This is a genomic window from Pseudomonas sp. Colony2 (assembly GCF_019382755.1).
Taxonomy (GTDB): domain Bacteria; phylum Pseudomonadota; class Gammaproteobacteria; order Pseudomonadales; family Pseudomonadaceae; genus Aquipseudomonas.
The window spans coordinates 6755596-6773404 of the sequence record NZ_CP080030.1; the positions used below are offsets into that span (position 1 = coordinate 6755596).

Below are 17809 nucleotides of genomic sequence, written 5' to 3' on the forward strand. Positions count from 1 at the left end.
CGGCACCGAGAATTTCATGACTCCGCCCCTCGACCGCTTTACCCCCGCCTTCGGCCTCGGCAACCCGCACCTGCAAACGTTGTGGGGACCGCTGTGGCGCAAAACCACGCACATCGAACGCCAGCGCGAACGGCTGTGGCTGGCAGACGGCGACTTTCTCGACCTCGACTGGCATGGGCCGCATGACGCAACCACCCCGCTGGTGCTGGTACTGCACGGGCTGACCGGCTCGTCCAACTCGCCCTATGTAGCCGGCCTGCAAAAAGCCCTAGCAACCCAAGGCTGGACCAGCGTCGCGCTGAACTGGCGTGGCTGCTCCGGCGAACCCAACCTGCTTGCCCGCAGCTACCATTCCGGCGCCAGTGAAGACCTGGCCGAAACCATCGCTCACCTGCGGGCCAAGCGCCCGTTGGCGCCGCTGTATGCGGCGGGGTATTCACTGGGCGGCAATGTGCTGCTCAAGTACTTGGGCGAAACCGGCGAAGCCTGCGGGCTGCAAGGTGCGGCAGCCGTGTCGGTACCGTTTCGCCTGGATCAGTGCGCCGATCGCATTGGCCTGGGCTTTTCTCGGGTTTATCAGAAGCATTTCATGCGCGAAATGCTGGCCTATATCCGCGTCAAACAAAGCCGGTTTCTCAAGGATGGCCGCGAGGCAGGCCTGAAAACCCTCGCCGACCTGGGCTCGCTGGAGAAGATGCGCACGTTCTGGGACTTTGACGGCCGCGTCACCGCGCCGCTGCACGGGTTCCTCAGTGCCGAGGACTACTACCGCCGCGCCTCCAGCCGCTACTACCTCGGGGGCATTCGCACACCAACCCTGATCATCCAGGCCGCGGACGACCCGTTCGTGTTCGCCCACAGCCTGCCCGAGGCCAGCGAACTGTCGGATTGCACCGAGTTCGAACTGCTGGCCAAGGGCGGGCATGTCGGGTTTGTGGATGGCTCGCTGAAACAGCCAACTTACTACCTGGAACGAAGAATCCCGGAGTGGCTACTGACACAACGCCGATAAAAATGTGGGAGCTCCCACACTTTGGCTCAGACCGGGTCAGGCAGACCTCAGTCTCCTGTTGCAACTTCCCGCTTTGGATCAGTGATCCACTCGCTCCACGACCCCGCGTACAACTTGCCCAACGGGTAACCCGCCAGGCACAGCGCAAACAGGTTGTGGCAGGCAGTCACGCCGGAGCCGCAGTAGGCCACCAGGTCATCCGGCGAGCGGTCTTGCAGCTTGGCGGCGAAGCGTTGCTTGAGCTGGTCCGCCGGCAGGAAACGGCCGTCGCTGCCCAGGTTTTCATTGAATGCGGCACATTGCGCGCCGGGGATATGCCCGGCAACCGGGTCGATCGGCTCCACTTCACCACGAAAACGCGGCTGGGCGCGGGCGTCGATCAGGGTCAGGCCGGGCTGGCCAAGGCGTTTCTGCAGGTGTTCGGCGTCCAGTTGCAAGTGGTTGTCCGGCGTGCCGCTGAAGGTGCCGGGCTCGATCACCGGCGCATCCAGGCTCAACGGGAAGCCCGCCGCGTGCCAGGCTTTCAGGCCGCCATCGAGGATGAACACACCGTCGCGCTTGCCCAGCCAGGCCAGCAGCCACCAGGCACGGGCGGCATAGGCACCCGGGCCGTCGTCATACAAAACGATATCGCTGTCGGCGTTAACGCCCCATGCCCGCAGTTGCCGGATAAACGCATCCGGCGCCGGCAACGGATGGCGACCGGTCACGCCCTTGATTATCGGCCCGCTGAGGTGGCGCTCCAGATCGGCATACTGCGCCCCTTCGATATGCCCTTCGGCGTAGCTGCACAGGCCGTAGTCCGGGTCTTCCAGGGCAAAGCGGCAATCGAGGATCACCAGCCCGCCGGACTTCTGGCGCTCGGCCAGTTGCTGGGGGCTGATCAGTTGGGCAAGCGGCATGACTGACTCCTGTGGCTAGGTTAGCGTTCGGGAAACATCCTACTTCACTTCTTCCAGCGCCTGATTCAACGGCACGTAAAACTCTTTGAACAGTGCATCCACCGCGTCCTTGGCCTTGGGGGTGATAAACCCGGCTTCCAGCACCAGCACCTGATACACCCCGCGCTTGATCGCCTCGGCGCTCAGGTGCGTGGACTTTTCATTGGTGGTGCACAGGAAGCGCACCCACGAGGTGAGGATGATCCAGGCGTTGAGGGTCAGGGCTTCGGTTTGCACCGGGTCCATGTTCAGGATGCCGGCATCGACAAACCCCTGGTAGATGGCTGCGCCCTGGATCAGGCAGCGCTGGGAGAACCGCCGGTAGCCGGTGGCCAGCTCCGGGTCGCTTTCCAGCAGGTGTTCGAGGTCACGGTGCAGGAAGCGGTAGCGCCACATGCCGGCCAGCACCGCCTGCAGGTAGAAGCGCTTATCTTCCACGGTCACCGCACGGCCCTGGGGCGGGCGCAGGAAGCTGTCCACCAACGCTTCGTACTCACGAAACAGCACTGCGATAATCGCCTGCTTGTTGGGGAAGTGGTAGTACAGGTTGCCCGGGGAAATTTCCATATGGGCGGCGATATGGTTGGTGCTGACACTGCGCTCGCCCTGCTGGTTAAACAGCTCCAGGCTGGTTTGCACAATGCGCTCGCTGGTCTTTACTCGTGGTGCCATGGGAAATCAACTTCTAGACCCGTGATGGCGGCATCTTACGGACTATCCTTGTCCGGATAAATCGGCACGTTGTGCAATGTTATTTGACAATTTAGAGCAATGACTCTAAAAACTGAAGCATTCCAATAACAATCGGGAACTTCGCCATGTCTGCCAACGTTGCCTACCTGCAAGATTCCCAGGCGCTGGACCAGCTCCACGAACTGTTCGACGCCCAGCGTCGGGCCTACGCCGCCAACCCGATGCCGCCGGCCGCCCAGCGCCAGCAATGGCTCAAGGCCTTGCGCGAGCTGCTGAGTGACGAACGCCAGGCGCTGATCAACGCCATCAGCAGTGATTTCAGCCACCGCAGCGCCGACGAAACCCTGTTCGCCGAACTGATGCCCAGCCTGCATGGCATTCACTACGCCAGCAAACACCTCAAGGGTTGGATGAAACCTTCCCGCCGCGCTGTAGGCATTGCCTTCCAGCCCGCGTCCGCCAAGGTCATCTATCAACCCCTGGGTGTGGTCGGGGTGATCGTGCCCTGGAACTACCCGTTGTACCTGGCCATCGGCCCGCTGGTGGGTGCATTGGCGGCCGGCAACCGGGTGATGCTCAAGCTCAGCGAATCCACCCCCGCCACCGGCCAGTTGCTCAAGACGCTGCTGGCGAAGATCTTCCCCGAGGACCTGGTGTGCGTGGTGCTCGGCGAGGCTGAAGTGGGCATGGCGTTTTCCAAGCTGCGCTTCGACCACCTGCTGTTCACCGGCGCCACCAGCATCGGCAAGCACGTGATGCGCGCGGCGGCCGAACACCTGACGCCGGTCACCCTGGAACTGGGCGGCAAATCACCGGCGATTGTTTCCGCCGACGTGCCGCTCAAGGACGCCGCCGAACGCATCGCCTTCGGCAAGGCGCTGAATGCCGGGCAAACCTGCGTGGCGCCGGACTACGTGCTGGTGCCGGAAGACCGTGTAGACGGCTTCGTCGAGGCCTACAGCAAGGCGGTTCGCGGGTTCTATCCGACCCTGGCCGACAACCCGGACTACACCGCCATCATCAACGAACGACAGTTGGCCCGGCTCAACGGCTACGTGAAAGACGCCACTGACAAGGGTGCCACCCTGGTCCCGCTGTACGACCAGGGCCAGGACCGCCGCATGGCCCACAGCCTGCTGCTGAATGTCAGCGACGAGATGACCGTGATGCAGGACGAAATCTTCGGCCCGGTGCTGCCGATCGTGCCGTATCGCGGCCTCGACCAGGCTTTCGCCTACATCAATCAGCGCCCTCGCCCACTGGCGCTGTATTACTTCGGCTACAACAAGGCGGAACAGAACCGCGTACTGCACGAAACCCATTCCGGCGGCGTGTGCCTGAACGACACGTTGCTGCACGTAGCCCAGGACGACATGCCCTTCGGCGGAATCGGCCCGTCGGGCATGGGCCATTACCACGGCCATGAAGGTTTCTTGACCTTCAGCAAGGCCAAGGGCGTGCTGATCAAGCAACGCCTGAACGCGGCCAAGCTGATTTACCCGCCCTATGGCAAATCCATTCAGAAGTTGATCCAGAAGCTGTTCGTCCGCTAACAAACCCATCACCGGGATAACAATAAGAATGAACCCTAGCCTGACTGAATCACCCGCGCTGTCACGGCGCGGCGTCTTGAAACTCGGCCTGTGCGCCAGCGCCTTCCTGGCCACCGCCGGGCTGGGCGCCAGCCTCAGCGGCTGCTCCAGCAGCACCCCGGCCAGCGGCTTTGCGATGTTGCGCAGCAGTGACCTGCCGTTTTTGCGGGCAGTGATTCCGGTGCTGCTGGAGGGCGTGGCCAGCGCCGAGGTAGTGGTGGCCGGCATCGACGACACCCTGAAAAAGCTCGACTTCAGCCTGCAACACCTGTCGCCCGAGATGTTCAAGCTGACCCAGCAACTGTTCGACGTATTGGGCATGGCCGTCACCCGTGGGCCGCTGACCGGGGTGTGGGGCAGCTGGGAAAACGCCAGCGGCGAACAGATCCGCAACTTCCTGCACCGTTGGGAAAACAGCTACCTGAACCTGCTGCGCATGGGCCAGGGCTCGTTGCTCAAACTGGTGATCATGGCCTGGTATTTCCGCCCCGAGTCCTGGGCGCATTGCGGCTACCCCGGCCCACCGAAAATCTGATTCGCATCCCGATAAAAACAAGAGACGACCCTGATGCCCGTACCTGATCTGTTCCGCGATGGCATGGCCCGCGGCTGGAAAACCCACAATGGCGCCGCCCTCGACCAGGACCTGACCCTGGAGGCTGACGTCGCAATCATCGGCAGCGGTGCCGGCGGCGGCACCACCGCCGAAATCCTCAGCGCCGCCGGCTACAAGGTGCTGTTGATCGAAGAAGGCCCGCTGAAAACCAGCAACGACTTCAAGCTGCTGGAGGACGAGGCCTACGCCACCCTGTACCAGGAAGGCATCGGGCGCATGAGCAAGGACGGCGCCATCACCATCCTGCAGGGCCGAGCGGTCGGCGGCACCACGCTGATCAACTGGACCTCCAGCTTCCGCACCCCGGACCCGACCCTCGCCCACTGGGCCAGCGAATACGCGGTCAAGGGCCACAGCAGCGCCGAGATGGCGCCCTGGTTCGAAAAAATGGAACAACGCCTGGGCATCGCGCCTTGGGCCATGCCACCGAATGCCAACAATGACGTGATCCGCAAGGGCTGCGAAAAGCTTGGCTACAGCTGGCACGTGATCCCGCGCAATGTGCGCGGCTGTTTCAACCTGGGGTATTGCGGCATGGGTTGCCCGGTCAACGCCAAGCAATCAATGCTGGTGACCACCATTCCGTCCACCCTGGAGAAAGGCGGCGAGCTGCTGTACCTGGCCCGCGCCGAACGCCTGAAGTTCCGCGGCGACACCATCACCAGCCTCGAATGCGTGGCCATGGATCAGTATTGCGTGGCACCCACCGGCCGCAAGATCACAGTCAAAGCCAAGCATTACGTATTGGCCGGCGGCGGCATCAACAGCCCGGCACTGCTGCTGCGCTCGGACGCGCCCGATCCCCACTCGCGCCTGGGCAAGCGAACCTTTTTACACCTGGTGAATTTTTCCGCCGGGTTGTTCGACGAGGTGATCAACCCGTTCTACGGCGCGCCGCAGTCGATTTATTCCGATCACTTCCAATGGCAGGACGGCACTACCGGCAAAATGTCCTACAAGCTCGAAGTACCGCCACTGCATCCGGGCCTGGCCAGCACCTTGCTCGGCGGCTACGGCACGCAGAACGCGCTGGATATGGGCCAACTGCCCAAGACCCACGCAATGCTTGCCCTCTTGCGCGACGGTTTCCACCCCGACAGCCCGGGTGGCACAGTCGAATTACGCGGCGATGGCACACCGGTGCTCGATTATCAGGTTTCGCCCTACGCCTGGGACGGCCTGCGCCGGGCATTCCACAGCATGGCGGAGATTCAGTTTGCCGGCGGCGCCAAGTCGGTGATGCCGCTGCACGGCGATGCGCGCTACGTGAACACCTTGGCTGAAGCCCGCAGCATGATCGACGGGTTGAACCTCGAATTGCACCGAACCCGGCTCGGCAGCGCTCATGTAATGGGCGGTTGCGCGATGGGGGAAGAACCGAAAAACGCCGTGGCCGACAGCCTTGGGCGCCATCATCAACTGCGCAACTTGTCGATCCACGATGGCTCGCTATTCCCCACCAGCATTGGCGCTAACCCGCAGTTATCGGTGTATGGATTGACGGCGCAACTGGCGACGGCATTGGCCGAACGTCTGAAAACGGCCTGAAAAAACCGGGTATTCGCGGTGTCTATAGTGCTTTCTTCTGAATAAGTTGACTTGGCCGACCGGGATGGCTGCGATACCATCCGGTTCCCCAACGGACTCCGCCAGGACGACGCGATGAACCGAGTGTTGTACCCAGGTACCTTCGACCCAATCACCAAGGGCCATGGCGATCTGGTCGAACGCGCCTCGCGCTTGTTCGACCATGTGATTATCGCGGTCGCTGCCAGCCCCAAGAAAAACCCGCTGTTTCCCCTGGAACAGCGCGTGGAGCTGGCCCGTGAGGTCACCAAGCATCTGCCCAACGTTGAAGTGGTCGGCTTCTCGACGCTGCTGGCGCACTTCGCCAAGGAACAGAACGCCAATGTGTTCCTGCGCGGCCTGCGGGCGGTGTCGGACTTCGAATACGAATTCCAACTGGCCAACATGAACCGCCAACTGGCGCCGGACGTGGAAAGCCTGTTTCTTACGCCTTCGGAACGTTATTCGTTCATTTCCTCGACGTTGGTCCGGGAAATCGCGGCGTTGGGCGGGGATATCACCAAGTTCGTGCACCCGGCTGTGGCGGATGCTCTCACCCTGCGATTCAAGAAATAATCCCGGACAGTAGGAGCTGGCTTGCCAGCGATCCAGGCGCCACGGTGCAACTGACCCATCGCCATCGCCGGCAAGCCGGCTCCTACTGTCCATCGCTGTGACTCGCACTGCGGGCGCCAATGCGGCACAATTGCGCGCATTAGTTTTCAGATGCCTTGGCTGACAGCCCTGGCAGGAGTTTCCATGTCCCTGATCATCACCGACGATTGCATCAACTGCGACGTCTGCGAACCCGAGTGCCCGAACGCTGCCATTTCCCAGGGTGAAGAGATCTATGTGATCGACCCCAACCTGTGCACCCAGTGTGTCGGCCACTACGACGAACCCCAGTGCCAGCAGGTTTGCCCGGTGGATTGCATTCCGCTGGACGAGGCTCATCCGGAAACGGAAGAGCAACTGATGGAGAAGTACCGGTTGATTACCGGGAAGGCCTAAGTCCCTTGGCGCTTCATTAAGCCCCTTCGCGAGCAAGCCCGCTCCCACATTCGACCGAGTTCCACCTTTGGAATGCAGTCGAATGTGGGAGCAGGCTTGCTCGCGAATAGGCCATCAGCAGCACCACAAATTGTCAGCTCTGACACTTCGGGCAAAACACACTCGCCCGCTGCCCCAGTATTACGTTGCGCAACTCAGCCCCACAGACCTTGCACGCCTCTCCACCACGGCCATAGACGAACAATTCCTGCTGGAAATACCCCGGCTGCCCGTCGCCGCCGATAAAGTCACGCAACGTGGTGCCGCCGCGCTCGATGGCCGCCGCCAGGATGCGTTTGATCTCAATCGCCAGCTTCAGGTAACGCCCACGGGAAATGCCCTTGGCTTCCCGACGCGGATCAATCCCGGCGGCAAACAGCGCTTCCGTCGCATAGATATTGCCTACGCCCACCACCACTGCGTTATCCATGATGAACGGCTTCACCGCCATCGAGCGTCCACGGGACAGCTGGAATAGCCGCTCGCCGTCGAACAGGTCGGTCAACGGCTCCGGCCCCAGGCGGATCAGCAGCTCGTGGTTCAGCGGGTCGAGGCTCCAGAGCATCGCGCCAAAGCGTCGCGGGTCGGTGTAGCGCAGGGCCAGGCCCGACTCCAGTTCTATATCCACATGCTCATGCTTGGCCGCCGGGCTGCCGGCTTCCACCAGGCGCAAATTGCCCGACATGCCCAAGTGGCTGATCAGCGTGCCGACCTCGGCATTGATCAACAAATACTTGGCCCGCCGCTCCACCAGCACGATGCGTTGCCCGGACAGCCGCACATCCAGGTCTTCCGGGATCGGCCAGCGCAGGCGCCGCTCACGCACCACCACACGGCTGACCCGCTGGCCTTCCAGGTGCGGCGCAATTCCGCGCCGGGTGGTTTCGACTTCCGGTAACTCGGGCATGTGTACCTCTTGGAAAAAGGATTAGTGCGCGCCCAGCTCGCGGATCGACAACTTCAAGCTCTCGAAGTCGTAGTCCGACAGGCCGATATGGTCCAGCACCAGCGGGCCGATGGCGTTCCACTCATGGTCATCCACCTGGTTGCCCAGCACGCGGTACGACGCACAAATGTGCTCGGCCATCTTCAGGATCGCCAGCAGGTTTTTCAGCTGCGGCTTCTGGTTGGACTCGTCGCTGAAAATCGCCAGGGCATTGTGGTGATTGGCGATGGCATCGGTCACATGTTCCGGCAGGCGCCAGGATTTGGCGGTGTAGTAACCCACCACGGCATGGTTGGTGTTGAACGCCTGGTTCTCGGTGTCGACCACACGGCACTCCGGGCCGGCGTTGGCATAGGCCTCTTCCAGCACACTCATGTAGTTCGGGAAACGCTTGAGCATCAACGGCACGCCGCAATCGTGGAACAGCCCCAATGCGTAGGCTTCATCGACCGCCTGGCTGCCGGTGCGCTTGGCGAGGGCCAGGCAGGTCATGGCCACGTCCTGGGCGGTGTCCCAGAAACGGTTGAGGGTGACGATCGTGTCGTCGCTCATCTCGCCCTTGATCGACTGCGCGTTGATCAGGTTGACGATGGAGCGGCTGCCCAGCAGGTTCACCGCGCGCTGTATCGAGACGATCTTGTTGCTCAGACCGTAATACGGCGAATTGACGATCTTCAGCAGCGAGCCGGAGAGGCCCGGGTCCTGGGCGATCAACCGGGCGATCACTTCCAGGTCCGGATCGGGCATGTACTGCTCCATCTGCAAATCCACCATGATTTGCGGTTGAGGCGGCACACTGATGCCTTGGAGGCTCTGTTGGATCTGTTCGGCGGATAGCTCTTGGGACATAGGGGGCACACTCTGGACTAGGCGGCGATTCTAACCTTTATGGCAACCAGGCTGACACCTCAAAAACCCGAACTGAACCNNNNCCACATGTCCGGCGGCACCGCCAAGTACTGCACAACACGGTATACTCCCGCTCTTTTTTCCGGAGCGACGTCATGTCCCTGCCAAGCCTGCGTCTCAAAGCCAACGCCGATCGTCGTTTGCGCAACGGCCACCTGTGGGTCTACAGCAACGAAATCGATGTGGCCGCCACACCTCTTCACGGCTTCCAGGCAGGCGACCAGGCGATCCTGGAAGCAGCCGGCGGCAAGACCCTCGGCATCGTGGCCATGAGCCCGAACAACCTGATCTGCGCCCGCCTGCTGTCCCGCGACATCAAGTTGCCGCTGGACAAGTCGCTGCTGGTGCACCGCATCAACGTCGCCCTGTCCCTGCGTGACCGCCTGTTCGACAAGCCGTTCTACCGCCTGGTGTACGGCGATTCCGACTTGTTGCCAGGCCTGGTGGTCGACCGTTTCGGCGACATCCTGGTGGTGCAGATCGCTTCGGCGACCATGGAAGCCCACAAGGAAGACGTGATTGCCGCACTGACCCAAGTGCTCAAGCCAAGCGGCATCCTGTTCAAGAACGACTCCGCCGCGCGTGATGCCGAAGGCCTCAACCGCTACGTCGAAACCGTGTTCGGCCTGGTGCCGGAGTGGGTGGCACTGGAAGAAAACGGCGTGAAGTTCGAAGCGCCGGTGATCCAGGGCCAGAAGACCGGCTGGTTCTACGACCACCGCATGAACCGCGCTCGCCTGGCTCCGTATGCCAAAGGCAAACGCGTACTCGACCTGTACAGCTACATCGGCGGCTGGGGCGTGCAAGCGGCCGCCTTCGGTGCCAGTGAAGTGTTCTGCGTCGACGCCTCCGCCTTCGCCCTCGACGGCGTGGAGCGCAACGCGGCACTGAACGGCGTTGCCGAGAAAATGACCTGCATCGAAGGCGACGTGTTCGAAGCCCTCAAAGAGCTGAAAGCCAGCGAAGAGCGTTTCGACGTGATCGTGGCCGACCCGCCTGCCTTCATCAAGCGCAAGAAAGACATGAAAAACGGCGAAGGCGCCTACCGCCGCCTGAACGAGCAAGCCATGCGCCTGCTCAGCAAGGACGGCATCCTGGTCAGCGCTTCGTGCTCGATGCACTTGCCGGAAGACGACCTGCAAAACATCCTGCTGACCAGCGCCCGTCACCTGGATCGCAATATCCAGATGCTGGAACGCGGCGGCCAGGGCCCGGACCACCCGGTGCACCCGGCGATTGCCGAGACCCGGTATATCAAGAGCATTACTTGCCGGTTGTTGCCGAATAGCTAACGCCCAATTGGAACCGGATCAACTGTAGGAGCGAGCTTGCTCGCGAAAGACGAATAGACAACACGGGCTACCTGATAGCGCTGCGTTATCGTTGACGTTCTTCGCGAGCAAGCTCGCTCCTACAGCGGCAACACACACCATCATGGGCTTGGCCTCCCACAACACTTTTGATTGAATTCCCCGTTTCGCAGACTAGTATCGGTTTCTGGTTTTACTCCGGAAAATAAAAACAATGTCTGAGTCCTCTTATTCGCCACCCCATGGCGACTTAAAACGCCAACAACGCTCGCGCTTCATCCTCATCACCTGCATCTCGCTGATCAGCTTCTTCCCGATCAATATCCTGCTGCCCTCCTTTCCAGCCCTGGCCGCGAAGTTCGATACCTCAACTGCTGAGGTCGCCTTATCCATCAGCCTGTTCACTCTGGTTTTTGCGATTTCCCAACTGATCGCCGGCCCGCTTTCAGATAAATTCGGGCGCAAGGAAGTGCTGCTGGGGTGCATCGTGGTTTCCACCCTAGGCTCGATCGGCTGCGCACTGGCGGCGAATTACCCGAGTTTCCTGCTGTTTCGCGCCGTCCAGGCCATCGGCTGTGGCTTTTTTGTGCTCGGCCATGCGCTGGTTGAAGACCTTTTCGAAGAGCAGGATCGCGCCCGCATCCGCATCTACTACATGACCCTGAGCGGATCGTTCGTTGCGCTGTCGCCGCTGCTCGGCTCCTGGCTGCAAACCACATTTGATTGGCAGGGCAGCTTTTATGGATTTGCGGTGATGGCGCTAGGCATGTTTATCCATGCCTGGCTGATATTGCCGTCCAAGGCGGCCAGCCCTGAAAGAGCCCCTGTTTCGATCATCGCCACGCTGAAATCCATCGCAAGCAACCGGGACTTCATCCGTTACTGGTGGATCGCCGCGTTGGTATTCGCGTGTTACTTCGCCTTGATCAGCGTGACACCGCTGATTTTCATGGATGAGTTGAAGCTGTCCGAATACCAGTACGCGGTAGTGCTGATGGTGTATGGCGTTGCCTACCTGCTGGGCGGCGTTGCAGCAACTGCACTGCAGAAACATATCTCCCTCACGCGACAAATCAACCTCGGGCTGGGCCTGCTGGGGATCGCAGGCGTATTGCTGACGCTGGTGATCAGCTATGAGGCCATGACCACCATCACCCTGCTGATCCCGATGCTGATCAGCGCCCTGGCCGTGACCCTGGTTCGCCCCGCCGCGATTTCCGCGGCCATGTTGCTGTTCTCCAGCAGCGCCGGCACCGCCGCGTCGGCCGGCAACAGCATCATGTTCATCACCGCCGCCGTCAGCAGCGCCGCGCTCGCCCAAGCCGGAGACAACTTGCTGATGACCATCGCCATCAGCTTCATCGTGCTCAGCGTTTGGGGCGTAGTGACGAACATCAGAGTCGGACGCTAACGCTCTCCCACTCCCACTGTAGGAGCGAGCTTGCTCGCGAAAAACATATAGGCGACACGGGCCACCTGATAGCGCTGCGTTATCGTTGACGTTCTTCGCGAGCAAGCTCGCTCCTACAGAAGGCATGACATATTCAGAACCAGTGTTTAAACGCCAATAGACACTGTTGCCTCCTACCGTCTCTCTTCTACCCACACGAAGAGGACGAAGGAATGTCCACCCAGCAAAACGCCCATCGGCTGCGTAAAGGCCGCTATTCGGAATCCGGCCGCATTTACCTGCTCACCGCCGTCACCCATCAACGACAGCTGGTCTTCCAGGACTGGCGCATTGGTCGCCTGCTTGTTCGCGAATTCAGAAAGGCTCAGGACGACGGCGAGGCGACCTCACTGGCCTGGGTCGTGATGCCGGACCATTTCCATTGGCTGGTGGAATTGCACAACGGCGATTTGCCGAGACTGATGCGGATTACCAAGTCGCGAAGTGCCCACGCCATTAACAAAGCGAGGAGTTGCCACGGGACACTTTGGCAAAAGGGCTACTTTGATCGGGCGCTACGCCGGGAAGATGACCTGAAAGCAACAGCTCGATACATCGTCGCCAATCCATTAAGAGCAGGGCTGGTTGAGCGTATCGGCGACTATCCGCTCTGGGACGCCATGTGGCTGTGAAATACGCAACCCTGTAGGAGCGAGCTTGCTCGCGAAAAACCAACAGACGACACGGACCACCTGATAGCGCTGCGTTACCGTTGACGTTTTTCGCGAGCAAGCTCGCTCCTACAGGTAGACGGCCATTCCCTCCGGCCGCCAGCGGTGTAGAATCGGACCTATTCATCGCCAGTCATCCCCCGGCGGGTTTATGAGCTCGAGGCCCAAGCAAGCGGCGATCCCGCGACGCGAGTGGCAACTTCCGGACACACGGCCATTTTTCGGGTGTTCCAGTCGTCAATTAGAAGCTCACTCCCCTTTAGTACTTGATTAGCCGCCCGGAGTGCTCCAATGCCTGATTACCGCTCGAAAACATCCACCCACGGCCGCAACATGGCCGGCGCCCGCGCACTGTGGCGCGCCACGGGGATGAAAGATGACGACTTCAAGAAGCCGATCATCGCGATTGCCAACTCGTTCACCCAGTTCGTACCCGGCCACGTCCACCTCAAGGACCTGGGCCAACTGGTCGCCCGCGAGATCGAACGCGCCGGCGGTGTAGCGAAAGAATTCAACACCATCGCCGTGGATGACGGCATCGCCATGGGCCATGACGGCATGCTGTATTCCCTGCCGAGCCGCGAGATCATCGCCGACTCCGTGGAATACATGGTCAACGCCCACTGCGCCGACGCCATCGTGTGCATCTCCAACTGCGACAAGATCACCCCCGGCATGCTGATGGCCGCCCTGCGCCTGAACATCCCGGTGATCTTCGTCTCCGGCGGCCCGATGGAAGCCGGCAAGACCAAGCTCGCCTCCCACGGCCTCGACCTGGTGGACGCCATGGTCATCGCCGCCGATTCCAGCGCTTCTGACGAGAAGGTTGCGGAATACGAGCGCAGCGCCTGCCCTACCTGCGGTTCGTGCTCCGGCATGTTCACCGCCAACTCGATGAACTGCCTGGTGGAAGCCCTGGGCCTGGCCTTGCCGGGCAACGGCTCGACACTGGCCACCCACAGCGACCGCGAGCAACTGTTCCTGCAGGCCGGCCGCACCATCGTCGAGCTGTGCAAGCGCTACTACACCGAGAACGATGAGTCGGTGTTGCCGCGCAACATCGCCAACTTCAAGGCGTTCGAAAACGCCATGACCCTGGACATCGCCATGGGCGGTTCCACCAACACCATCCTGCACTTGCTGGCCGCCGCGCAAGAAGCCGAGATCGACTTCGACCTGCGGGACATCGACCGCCTGTCGCGCCACGTGCCGCAACTGTGCAAAGTCGCGCCGAACATCCAGAAGTACCACATGGAAGACGTGCACCGCGCCGGCGGGATCTTCTCGATCCTCGGCTCCCTGGCCCGTGGCGGCCTGTTGCACACCGACCTGCCGACCGTGCACAGCAAATCCCTGGCCGAAGGCATCGCCAAGTGGGACATCACCCAAACCACTGACGAAGCCGTGCATCACTTCTTCAAGGCCGGCCCGGCCGGCATCCCGACGCAGACCGCGTTCAGCCAGTCGACCCGTTGGGAAACCCTCGACGACGACCGTGAAAACGGCTGCATCCGCAGTGTCGAGCATGCCTATTCGAAAGAGGGCGGCCTGGCCGTGCTGTACGGCAACATCGCGCTGGATGGCTGCGTCGTGAAAACCGCCGGTGTCGACGAGTCGATCCACGTGTTCGAAGGCCGCGCCAAGATCTACGAAAGCCAGGATAGCTCGGTACGCGGCATCCTCGCTGACGAAGTGAAGGAAGGCGACATCGTCATCATCCGTTACGAAGGCCCGAAAGGCGGCCCGGGCATGCAAGAGATGCTGTACCCGACGTCGTACCTGAAATCCAAGGGCCTGGGCAAAGCCTGCGCCTTGCTCACCGACGGCCGTTTCTCCGGCGGGACCTCGGGCCTGTCCATCGGCCACGCTTCGCCGGAAGCTGCTGCGGGCGGCGCCATCGGCCTGGTGCAGGATGGCGACAAGGTGCTGATCGACATTCCGAACCGCTCGATCAACCTGTTGATCAGCGATGAAGAACTGGCGGCACGCCGGGTCGAGCAGGACAAGAAAGGCTGGAAGCCGGTGGAGAAGCGTCCGCGCAAAGTCACCACCGCCTTGAAGGCTTATGCCCTGCTGGCCACCAGTGCCGACAAAGGTGCTGTGCGTAACAAGGCGATGCTTGACGGTCTGTAAACCTCGCCCATAAAAATGCCCCGCCATGTGCGGGGCATTTTTTTGTCTGGAGATAATTCCCCAAACAAAGAAGATCAACTGTGGGAGCGGGCTTGCTCGCGAATTGCGGTGTGCCAGTTACTGAATAAGCTGGCTGATCCACCGCCTTCGCGAGCAAGCCCGCTCCCACATTTTCGACCGAGTCCAGCCGTAATTACTGAATCTCGTCCGGCTTGACGATCACCCAGTTTTTATCCGCCGTCACCGGCAACCCTTCCTTGGCCTGGGCCGCAGCGTGCTTGGCCATCATGCCGTTCAACTGGGTCATGTATTTGTCCTTGCGGTTGATCCACAGGTGGATGCCGCCCTTGGCCACGTCCACGTCATGGAACAGCATGTAGCCGTCACTGGTTGGCGTGTCGCCACCGACGATCACCGGTTTTTTCCACTCGTCGATGTAGGTCAGGATCGCCGCGTGCTTGCCGGCCATCCAGGTGGCCGGGGTCCACAGGTACGGGGTCAGCTCCAGGCCGAGGTTGGCCTTCTCGTCATACTTGCCGGCGGCAATCTGCTTGCGGGCGGTGGTCAGCTCGCCGGTCTTGCGGTCCTTGAGCAAGGTGCTCACGCCGATGACATTCTCGGGTTTGACGTTGTAGCCGTACTTCGGATCGGCCGCGACCATGCGCACCAGTTCCTCGGACGCGGCGGTCATCACGTAGACCTCGATGCCGTTTTCCATCAGCTTGTTGAACAGCTCAGCCTGGCCGGTGAAGACCTTCGGCGGCTGCACTTCCATGTTCTTGACCACGTCACCGTCGTAATAGGTGACCGGTACCGGCTTGCCCGACGCCATCATCTCGTCGACGTAGCCCTTGAGTTCCTTGAGGGTGAAGCCGGAGAAAATCTGCGCGACCCACGGGTAGCAGACCATGTCGTCGACTTCGCAGAGGCGGTAGTAGTAGCTGAAGAGGCTTTCCTTGTGGTCAGCGGTGTCTTTGAACGGGATCAGCTTCAGGGAAGGGTCCATGGTGTCGCGGGTAATCAGGCCCTTGTTTTCCAGGTACGGCAGCAATGACTCTTCAAGGTCGTAGCGGTAACTGGTGTTGTCCATGTCGAACACCGCGAAGTTGCCCTTGTTGGCATTGGCAGCAATCATCGTGTCCAGTTGCTTGGCGGCAGCCGCCGGCCAGTGTTTCAACTCGGTGGCGGCAAAGGCCTGGCTCGCGAGGCCCAGGCACAGCGCGGCGGCAAACAGTTTCGGCGCTAGCTTCATGTGCGTTTTCTCCCTGAGTGAAAGACATCGACGCTAACAAATCTGTATGACAGTTATCGCCCGAGCGCGACCGCTTTCGTCGTGATCGCGCCAATGCCATACGCCTGCGCGTCATTCGCTTATTCCAAAAACGACAGTCACCATGCGATAACGTTATTAAATCAATATATTTCAAGCTGTTAGGCTTGCCGGTTCGCAATCGCAGGCTCCTGCGATTGGCTGCCTTCTCAACGGAGCTTCAATGAATCTGCCCCTGATTCTCAACTTACTGGTGTTCGTGGCCCTGCTGCTGGGCCTGGCACAAACCCGCCGAACCAACTGGAGCCTCGCCAAGAAGGTCTTGTTTGCGTTGGTACTCGGCGTGATCTTCGGTGTGGTGCTGCACGCGATCTACGGTGCCGGCAACCCGGTGCTCAAGGCCTCGATCGGCTGGTTCGACCTGGTCGGCAACGGTTACGTGCAGTTGCTGCAAATGATCGTGATCCCGCTGGTGTTTGCCTCGATCCTCAGCGCCGTGGCCCGTCTGCATAACGCCTCGTCCCTGGGCAAGATCAGCTTCCTGACCATCGGCACGCTGCTGTTCACCACGGCAATCGCGGCGCTGATCGGTATCGGCCTGACCAACCTGTTCGGCCTCACCGCCGAAGGCCTGGTGGCCGGCACCCAGGAAATGGCGCGCCTGCAAGTGATCCAGAGTGATTACGCGGGCAAGGTCGCCGACCTGAATATCCCGCAACTGCTGCTGTCGTTCATCCCGCAGAACCCGTTCGCCGACCTGGCCCGGGCCAAGCCGACGTCGATCATCAGTGTGGTGATCTTCGCTGCATTCCTTGGGGTTGCCGCGCTGCAACTGCTCAAGGATGACGTGGAAAAAGGCCAGAAAGTCCTCAACGCCATCGACACCCTGCAAGCCTGGGTGATGCGCCTGGTGCGCCTGGTGATGAAGCTGACCCCGTACGGCGTATTGGCGCTGATGACCAAAGTGGTCGCCAGCTCCAACCTGCAAGACATCATCAAGCTCGGCAGTTTTGTGGTGGTGTCGTACCTGGCCCTGGGCCTGATGTTTGTGGTGCATGGCCTGCTGCTGTCGCTGGCCGGGATCAACCCGCTGCGGTTCTTCCGCAAGGTCTGGCCGGTGCTGACGTTCGCCTTCACCAGCCGCTCCAGCGCCGCGAGCATTCCGCTGAGCATTGAAGCGCAGACCCGTCGTTTGGGGATCCCGCAGTCCATCGCCGGCTTTGCCGCCTCGTTTGGCGCGACGATTGGCCAGAACGGTTGTGCCGGCCTTTATCCGGCGATGCTGGCGGTGATGGTTGCGCCGACCGTGGGTATCAACCCGCTGGACCCGCTGTGGATCGCGACCCTGGTGGCGATTGTGACCTTGAGTTCGGCCGGTGTGGCGGGCGTGGGCGGCGGTGCGACGTTTGCCGCGCTGATCGTGCTGCCGGCGATGGGCTTGCCGGTGTCACTGGTGGCGCTGCTGATTTCGGTTGAGCCGCTGATCGACATGGGTCGTACGGCATTGAACGTGAACGGTTCGATGACGGCGGGGGCGATTACCAGCCAGATCATGCAGCAGACGGATAAAGAGCTGTTGAATGCGGATGAGCATGCGGAATTGGCGCAGGCCTGACCGACCGCTATCGCAGGCAAGCCAGCTCCCACATT

The 17809-nt window shown here is 61.1% G+C and carries 16 protein-coding genes; 11 read left to right on the plus strand and 5 right to left on the minus strand.

The features are described from left to right. The first annotated feature begins 16 nt into the window (after positions 1-16). A complete protein-coding gene (locus JV201_RS27700; protein ID WP_219406264.1) occupies positions 17-1012 on the plus strand; it encodes a hydrolase in 996 nt (331 codons plus the stop codon). Between the two features lie 47 nt (positions 1013-1059). On the opposite strand, the gene JV201_RS27705 is transcribed toward JV201_RS27700, so the two are convergent. Next, positions 1060-1914, minus strand: coding sequence for a sulfurtransferase (locus tag JV201_RS27705; protein ID WP_087693253.1), 855 nt, complete (start codon positions 1912-1914; stop codon positions 1060-1062). A 39-nt stretch (positions 1915-1953) separates the two neighbouring features. Beyond that, positions 1954-2625, minus strand: coding sequence for a TetR/AcrR family transcriptional regulator (locus tag JV201_RS27710; RefSeq protein ID WP_003213791.1), 672 nt, complete (start codon positions 2623-2625; stop codon positions 1954-1956). Between the two features lie 146 nt (positions 2626-2771). Between JV201_RS27710 and JV201_RS27715 the strand changes: the two genes are divergently transcribed. From JV201_RS27715 to JV201_RS27735, 5 genes are all read left to right on the plus strand, one after another. After that, on the plus strand, positions 2772-4199 hold the full coding sequence (locus tag JV201_RS27715; protein WP_219406265.1) for a coniferyl aldehyde dehydrogenase: 1428 nt from the start codon (positions 2772-2774) through the stop codon (positions 4197-4199). A 28-nt stretch (positions 4200-4227) separates the two neighbouring features. Continuing rightward, positions 4228-4773 carry a twin-arginine translocation pathway signal protein gene (locus JV201_RS27720; protein ID WP_087693254.1) on the plus strand — a complete coding sequence of 182 codons (546 nt, stop codon included), beginning with the start codon at positions 4228-4230 and terminating at the stop codon, positions 4771-4773. Positions 4774-4806: 33 nt separating this feature from the next. Further along, positions 4807-6402: a GMC family oxidoreductase gene (locus JV201_RS27725; protein ID WP_219406266.1), complete on the plus strand. Its 1596-nt coding sequence runs from the start codon at positions 4807-4809 to the stop codon at positions 6400-6402. Positions 6403-6516: 114 nt separating this feature from the next. After that, positions 6517-6996, plus strand: a complete 480-nt coding sequence (gene coaD, locus JV201_RS27730) for a pantetheine-phosphate adenylyltransferase (RefSeq protein ID WP_003176711.1) — start codon at positions 6517-6519, stop codon at positions 6994-6996. 183 nt (positions 6997-7179) lie between these two features. Continuing rightward, positions 7180-7431, plus strand: coding sequence for a YfhL family 4Fe-4S dicluster ferredoxin (locus JV201_RS27735; RefSeq protein ID WP_003213796.1), 252 nt, complete (start codon positions 7180-7182; stop codon positions 7429-7431). A 133-nt stretch (positions 7432-7564) separates the two neighbouring features. Here the strand turns inward: JV201_RS27735 and mutM are convergent, their stop codons facing one another. Beyond that, positions 7565-8377 carry a bifunctional DNA-formamidopyrimidine glycosylase/DNA-(apurinic or apyrimidinic site) lyase gene (gene mutM / locus JV201_RS27740; protein ID WP_003213797.1) on the minus strand — a complete coding sequence of 271 codons (813 nt, stop codon included), beginning with the start codon at positions 8375-8377 and terminating at the stop codon, positions 7565-7567. Between the two features lie 21 nt (positions 8378-8398). Continuing rightward, positions 8399-9211: an HDOD domain-containing protein gene (locus JV201_RS27745; protein ID WP_174717803.1), complete on the minus strand. Its 813-nt coding sequence runs from the start codon at positions 9209-9211 to the stop codon at positions 8399-8401. Between the two features lie 209 nt (positions 9212-9420). Here JV201_RS27745 and JV201_RS27750 point away from each other — a divergent pair, with 209 nt between their 5' ends. The 4 genes from JV201_RS27750 (at position 9421) to ilvD (ending at position 14889) form a co-directional block, all read left to right on the plus strand. Then, positions 9421-10617, plus strand: a complete 1197-nt coding sequence (locus tag JV201_RS27750; RefSeq protein WP_003213799.1) for a class I SAM-dependent rRNA methyltransferase — start codon at positions 9421-9423, stop codon at positions 10615-10617. Between the two features lie 232 nt (positions 10618-10849). After that, a complete protein-coding gene (locus JV201_RS27755; protein WP_134327475.1) occupies positions 10850-12046 on the plus strand; it encodes an MFS transporter in 1197 nt (398 codons plus the stop codon). Between the two features lie 212 nt (positions 12047-12258). Beyond that, entirely contained in the window at positions 12259-12717 is a 459-nt protein-coding gene (locus JV201_RS27760) for a transposase (protein WP_003213801.1), read from the plus strand. Positions 12718-13047: 330 nt separating this feature from the next. Next, the gene (ilvD, locus tag JV201_RS27765; protein WP_017476546.1) at positions 13048-14889 is read left to right on the plus strand and encodes a dihydroxy-acid dehydratase; all 1842 of its coding nucleotides are present in this window, start codon (positions 13048-13050) and stop codon (positions 14887-14889) included. A gap of 193 nt (positions 14890-15082) precedes the next feature. Here the strand turns inward: ilvD and JV201_RS27770 are convergent, their stop codons facing one another. Further along, complete coding sequence (locus JV201_RS27770) at positions 15083-16141, minus strand: phosphorylcholine phosphatase (RefSeq protein WP_003213803.1); 1059 nt, start codon at positions 16139-16141, stop codon at positions 15083-15085. A 241-nt stretch (positions 16142-16382) separates the two neighbouring features. On the opposite strand from JV201_RS27770, the gene JV201_RS27775 reads away from it, so the two are divergent. After that, complete coding sequence (locus JV201_RS27775; RefSeq protein ID WP_003213804.1) at positions 16383-17774, plus strand: L-cystine transporter; 1392 nt, start codon at positions 16383-16385, stop codon at positions 17772-17774. The last annotated feature ends 35 nt before the right edge of the window (positions 17775-17809 follow it).